The sequence below is a fragment of the Psychrobacter phenylpyruvicus DSM 7000 = NBRC 102152 genome, assembly GCF_000685805.1.
GTDB lineage: Bacteria > Pseudomonadota > Gammaproteobacteria > Pseudomonadales > Moraxellaceae > Psychrobacter > Psychrobacter phenylpyruvicus.
This window is the reverse complement of record NZ_JMKP01000084.1, coordinates 1-1,877: the sequence shown is the minus strand read 5'-3', so window position 1 is coordinate 1,877 and position 1,877 is coordinate 1. Positions and strand designations below refer to the sequence as shown.

The following is a 1,877-nucleotide window of genomic DNA, read 5'->3' as shown; positions in this document are numbered from 1 at the left end:
CGGCTCGCTCTTTCATTTCAGGGGTATAGTTTCGTGTTTTCATTGTCGTATTCTCTCAGAAAATTGAGTCTCCGACAATCCCGGGGCGGTTCAATATTCAGTAGCGGGTTTTAAGTCTTTATTGCCAACACCTTTATCATTCTGTTTTTTGTTTTTGTTTGTGTTGAGTTGATTGTCATCTGTGTTATTATTTTTTCGTTTATTAGAAAAATCTAAATCAATACCAACTACTTTTGTACCAACCTTCTTAACTACTAATGCAATACCTGCAGAGACAAATCCTGAGACTATATCCATACTCACTGTAATTTCTGCTTTGCCTAGTTTATAAAAGTCTTCATCAGAATTTCCAAACTGATTAACAAATGCAATTTCATCTACAAGCTCAAAATATTCTTTAGGCATAGCTGCTACAGCTTTACCTACGCTGATTGCAGTTCCTATAGGATCTAGTCTGAAAGCTTCTACTAAATCAATCATATCTTGGGGTGCATTTACCATGCTCTCTTTATATTCTTTTATAGCATCCACACCACCTTGTGCATAAAATTGAGCTTGTCTTTCATCAATTTCTTGATATTCAGCCAAAGTTTCTCTATTCCAATATCTTGAAATATGAATAACATCTTGTGCTAATGAAGTTTTATAATCAATGCTACCTGAATCCTTCTCAATAGCCTTAGCCAATCTCTCATCATTTGCATCAAGCAGGCCTTTATTCTCAGCTTGTGTAACTGCATCCTTACCATCATCAAGATGCACTCTGTATTTATCTATATTATCTTGATTAGCAGCCATACTAGCTGATACGTTTAGATCTGCCGCTATACCTGCTAAATCAGCTAACCATTCATCTTCAACACTATAATCATGACTCACTTCATGACCCACAACTTTAATAACGTCAGCTCGATTTTCAAGTGCACTGTCTATCGCTATGATTTCTGAATTAGTCGCCCCTTTCGCTTGTAGCTTTTGAGTTAGTGTGGTAATGATGACATCGGTACTTAAACCTGTACTATCAACGAGTACTTGAATTGCTTCCTGACTCTTAAGCAGACCATCATAATCACCTTCTTTATAAGCCTGTATAACCGCACCCACATTAGGATTATTAGCGATAACAGCTGCCATTCTTGCTGGAACTTTTGCACTATTAATGGCTTGAGAGATACTTTGTTTACCTTGGACGAAACTGCCTGCTGTTGCTACTGCTTGAAGTCCCGATGACGCAGTGATCTTACCGACAGTTTTAGTATTCTCCCCAATATCTTTCTGTTCATCAGCAATCTGCGTCCGACCCGCCCCAGTAAACACTCTAGCATCGATATTGGCATCGACACCAAGTCCTGCGGTTTGTTGATCTTTGATAATGATTTCGGTATTAAACGGATCTCGGTTGACACCTGCTAAGCTGTCTTGTCCTGTAGACGTATCACTGGTGACGATAGCACCCTCACCGACAGTGGCTTTTGTCACACTTTCAAATTCATGAGCAGTATGACCGACCTGTAGGCCTACATTATTGATGCTTTGACCTTGCTTTCCAGTACCTACGCCTATACTACTGCCTAGGTTAAGCTGGTCATTGGTGGCAGTGTTGATAATATCTTTGGTGGTCAGGGTGTCTGTAGTGAAGTTAAGGGTGCCACTGCTTTGATTGCCCTCACTATCGGTTTGGATGTTAGCCATAATACCGCCAATGTTAGTGGTATCACCTGCCGTAATAGATTGTTTGTTGCCTCTATCAATGATAGCGCTTTGCTTGGCTGCAATAATACTTTGAACCGCCCCGACTATATCGGAGAGTTGATTGCTTGAGTCAGGCAGCTTTGTCTGACTCATTAAGGCTATCATAGTATCGTCTCTCAAACTCA

Annotated in this window: 1 protein-coding gene; it reads right to left on the bottom strand. The window is 40.1% G+C overall.

Features of this window, described 5'->3' with window-relative positions; all coding sequences use genetic code 11:
• Positions 1-90 precede the first annotated feature (90 nt).
• The coding region (locus tag G561_RS14840; RefSeq protein WP_037032615.1) for a hypothetical protein at positions 91-1,877 on the bottom strand (1,787 nt) is incomplete at its 5' end.